Raw genomic sequence first — 4,050 nt, forward strand, 5'->3', positions numbered from 1 at the left:
TTTGGCTGTTAACGCAAGCCCCGCCCCTACTGATAACCCTTGCCCAAGGGAGCCGGTAGCTGCCTCTGCGTAAACAAATTTAGGCACAGGATGGCCCTGAAAACGGCTGCCGAATTTGCGTAATGTCTTTAGCTCGTCCAGCGGATAGGCGCCGGCCACACCGAACAGGGCATACAGCAAAGGAGCTGCATGGCCTTTTGAAAGCACAAACCGGTCGTTATAATTATTCAGCGGATCTGCAATATCATAAGTGAAGTATTTATCAAACAGTACAGCGGTGAGGTCCGCCGCAGAAAGGCAGGAAGTAGGATGGCCGGAGGCGGCCTCCGTAGTGGAGATCATGGACCACTTCCGCAACAGATCGGCTTTTTTCTTGCATGCTGCTAATTCTTTCATACGATCAATATTTTTAAGTGACGATTATAATACACGAGGTTGGTTACAACACCGATCTGAATGTGCCGCAATTATTAAGCCTTCTTAAAAACAGTATGATTTTTTAGCGCTTTAACTATGAGTGTGGAAATGTGTACACGCCACAACCTACCAATTATGAACCGGCCTAAATAAAGAAAGCCTGCAAAAGCTTGCAGGCTTTATACCGGTACTTGTGAACCGGATCAATACCCCATGCCACCCATGCCGGGTGCGGCCATCGCGGCAGGCTGCTCTTTTTTGGGCTTATCTGCCACCACACATTCTGTGGTAAGCAGCATACCTGCAATGGAAGCGGCATTTTCGATCGCAATCCTGGTAACCTTCGTAGGATCAATTACACCGGCTTCAAAGAGGTTTTCATATTGCTCCGTACGGGCGTTAAAGCCATAATCCGCTTTTCCTTCCCGGATCTTTCCTATCACTACGCTTCCTTCCAGGCCGCAGTTGTACACGATTTGCCGCAACGGCTCTTCCACGGAGCGCTTAACAATGGCAATACCTGTGGATTCATCATCGTTGGCGCCTTGTAATTCATTTAACTTTTCAACGGCCCTGATGTAAGCCACCCCGCCACCGGGCACAATACCTTCCTGCACAGCCGCACGGGTTGCATGTAACGCATCGTCCACCCGGTCTTTCTTCTCTTTCATCTCAACTTCAGTGGCGGCGCCTACATATAGTACGGCCACACCTCCGCTCAGCTTAGCCAGCCTTTCCTGCAATTTTTCGCGGTCATAGTCAGAAGTAGTGCTTTCAATCTGTGCTTTGATCTGGCTGATCCTTCCGGCAATTGCATCCTTATCGCCATATCCGCCAACAATAGTTGTATTGTCCTTATCTATGGTCACTGATTCACAGCTTCCCAGGGATGTCAGGTCAGCATTTTCCAGCTTATATCCCTGTTCTTCACTGATCAGCGTTCCATTAGTTAGTACGGCAATGTCCTGGAGCATTTCCCTGCGGCGGTCGCCAAAACCCGGCGCCTTAACAGCAGCTACTTTAAGCGTTCCCCGTATTTTGTTTACCACTAATGTGGCCAGGGCTTCCCCTTCAAGATCTTCAGCAATAATAAGCAGGGGCCTTCCTGCCTGTGCCGTCTTTTCAAGGATGGGAAGCAGCTCCTTCATCGTTGACAGCTTTTTATCATAGATCAGGATGTAAGGTTTTTCCAGCACCACCTGCATCTTTTCGCTGTTGGTCACAAAGTAGGGAGATATATAACCGCGGTCAAACTGCATACCTTCAACTACTTCAACAGTAGTTCCGGTTCCTTTTGCCTCCTCAACGGTTATTACGCCTTCTGTTCCTACTTTTGCAAATGCATCAGCAATCAGCTTACCGATCGTATCGTCATTGTTGGCTGAAATGGTGGCTACCTGGCGGATCTTCTGCACATCGCTTCCAACAAACCTTGACTGTTCTTTTAAGTTTTGTACAATGGCTTCCACCGCTTTATCCATTCCCCTTTTCAGGTCCATTGGGTTAGCGCCGGCAGCCACGTTTTTAAGGCCTTCATTGATCATTGCCTGCGCCAGCACTGTAGCCGTTGTAGTACCATCCCCTGCAATGTCGGCAGTTTTGGAGGCCACTTCCTTTACCATCTGGGCGCCCATATTCTCAATGGGATCTTCCAGCTCAATTTCCTTTGCCACACTAACGCCGTCCTTTGTAATGGCAGGGGCGCCAAATTTCTTCTCCAGTACAACATTGCGGCCCTGCGGACCAAGTGTTACCTTAACGGCGTTGGCTAAAGTATCAACGCCTTTCTTCATTTTGTTTCTTGCATCCAGCTCAAAGAAAAGTTGCTTTGACATACCTGTGTTTTTTACTGTCCACAAATGATTCGTTGTTGAATAACTGATAACACGCCTTAGAGGATGGCTAAAATGTCAGCTTCCCGCATGATCAACAGATCTTCTCCATTTAATTGCAGCTCTGTACCTGCATATTTACCGTATAATACGGTATCCCCTGATTTAACGCTCAGCGGCTCGTCCTTTTTCCCCGGGCCGGCGGCTACAATAGTACCACGCTGAGGTTTCTCTTTTGCGGTGTCGGGAATAATGATACCACCGGTTGTTTTTTCTTCGGCGGGTACCGGGCGAACAATGACCCGGTCATGAAGTGGCTGTGCTTGAAAATTGTTTACCATAACATTGAAATTGCATTGATTAAAAACAAGATCATATAGCTGGTTATATAATCGCAGCGCGGCCGCAACTGCTTTTTTTGCACCAAACAATCGTTATGCCAGCGGGAAAAAATTACATTTTGTCACTGTCTATATTGAAAAAATGACATTCCCGGAGTACTCAAAATTTTACAAGGAAAAAGCCACAGCAATAATTGAAGGGATCTTTTTCCCTTGCCGGAAGCAATGCCAAATTTTCATATAAATGCCGTGGTGGCATTGGTATTGCCTGCTGCAAAAAAAAGTCCGCTTCCCATGCACAATATACTTTTACCCGTTTGTGTGCTTTGCCTGGTTATCCTGCTGCTGATCGTGTTATTAAAAAAGGCGCGGCAGCCATATATGGTTGCCTACATCCTGGCAGGCGTTGTACTTGGCCCTGATATTACCGGTATGTTTTCCAGCCCGGATACGGTTGAAGGGCTGGGCGAGATCGGCATTTTACTGCTCATGTTCTTCCTTGGAATGGAAAATGAAATACCCAACAGGAAAAGCCTGCTGTTTGTGCCTGTTATCGCCCAGATTGTAAAAACCATCGTTAGTTTTTTATTGGTATACCTGGTTGGCCGTATTTTCGCATGGCCTTTAACCACCGTAGCATTGTTCACTGTACTGCTTATCTTCAACAGCACGGCCGTAGTCAGTGGCTTTCTGAAAAGCAATGGGGAAATACGCAGCTTAACCGGTAAAACGGTTTTAAATATTCTGCTGTTACAGGATGTATTACTGGCGCCGGTTTTAACCTTCTTTCAATTAATAGGGCCTCAAAAAACAGATCCTGTTAAGCTCATTGTTTCCGTAATAGCCTGTATTGCCCTTTTCTTCTTACTCAGGGCGGTCAGGAACCGGAACTTCTTTGCAAGCCCCGTTGCCGGCCTGGAAAACGACCACGAGCTGCAGGTGTTTACCGCAGCATGTATTTGCCTGGGACTGGCTTTGATTGTTTCCCTGATGGGGTTAACCGCATCCATTGGCAGCTTTGCCGCAGGGATTTTTATTGGCCGGGTTAAGGGATTTCACTGGCTGGAGCATACGCTGGGACCTTTCAAAGTATTTTTTACCGCCCTGTTCTTTGTTTCAGTGGGGATCCGTTTTGATGTGGTTTACCTGGTGCATAACTGGACCTTCATTGCGGCAATTACCGTTGTGATCATGCTGGTTAACAGCGTGCTGTCAGCAGGCATTTTTCACATGCTCAGGTTTCCCATCCGTAAAAGTATTTATGCCGGGGCGCTGTTATCCCAAACCGGCGAATTTGGCATTCTTGCCTGTTCACTGGCCTATCAAATGCACATTATACCCTTTAGTATTTTTAAAGCCTGCATAGCCGTTACCGCACTTTCATTACTGTTATCAAGTGCATGGATATCAGTGGTTAAAAAGTACGTTTATAAAGGGCAGGATACTGACAGGCGGATACC

General features: G+C 47.0%; 3 protein-coding genes and 1 pseudogene. 1 reads left to right on the forward strand and 3 read right to left on the reverse strand.

Features of this window, described 5'->3' with window-relative positions:
- From VIM87_RS03425 to VIM87_RS03435, 3 genes and pseudogenes are all read right to left on the reverse strand, one after another.
- Nucleotides 1-396: pseudogene (locus VIM87_RS03425) on the reverse strand (transketolase); the annotation flags it as partial.
- A 224-nt stretch (nt 397-620) separates the two neighbouring features.
- Nucleotides 621-2,252 (reverse strand): chaperonin GroEL, encoded by a 1,632-nt coding sequence (groL, locus tag VIM87_RS03430; RefSeq protein ID WP_331995612.1) that lies wholly within the window; start codon nt 2,250-2,252, stop codon nt 621-623.
- A gap of 56 nt (nt 2,253-2,308) precedes the next feature.
- On the reverse strand, nt 2,309-2,590 hold the full coding sequence (locus VIM87_RS03435) for a co-chaperone GroES (RefSeq protein WP_331995613.1): 282 nt from the start codon (nt 2,588-2,590) through the stop codon (nt 2,309-2,311).
- A 294-nt stretch (nt 2,591-2,884) separates the two neighbouring features.
- Between VIM87_RS03435 and VIM87_RS03440 the strand changes: the two genes are divergently transcribed.
- Nucleotides 2,885-4,050, forward strand: a 1,166-nt coding sequence (locus VIM87_RS03440) for a cation:proton antiporter (protein WP_331995614.1), incomplete at its 3' end; no start/stop codon positions are given.

This window comes from Chitinophaga sp., assembly GCF_036569125.1.
Taxonomy (GTDB): Bacteria; Bacteroidota; Bacteroidia; order Chitinophagales; family Chitinophagaceae; genus Chitinophaga.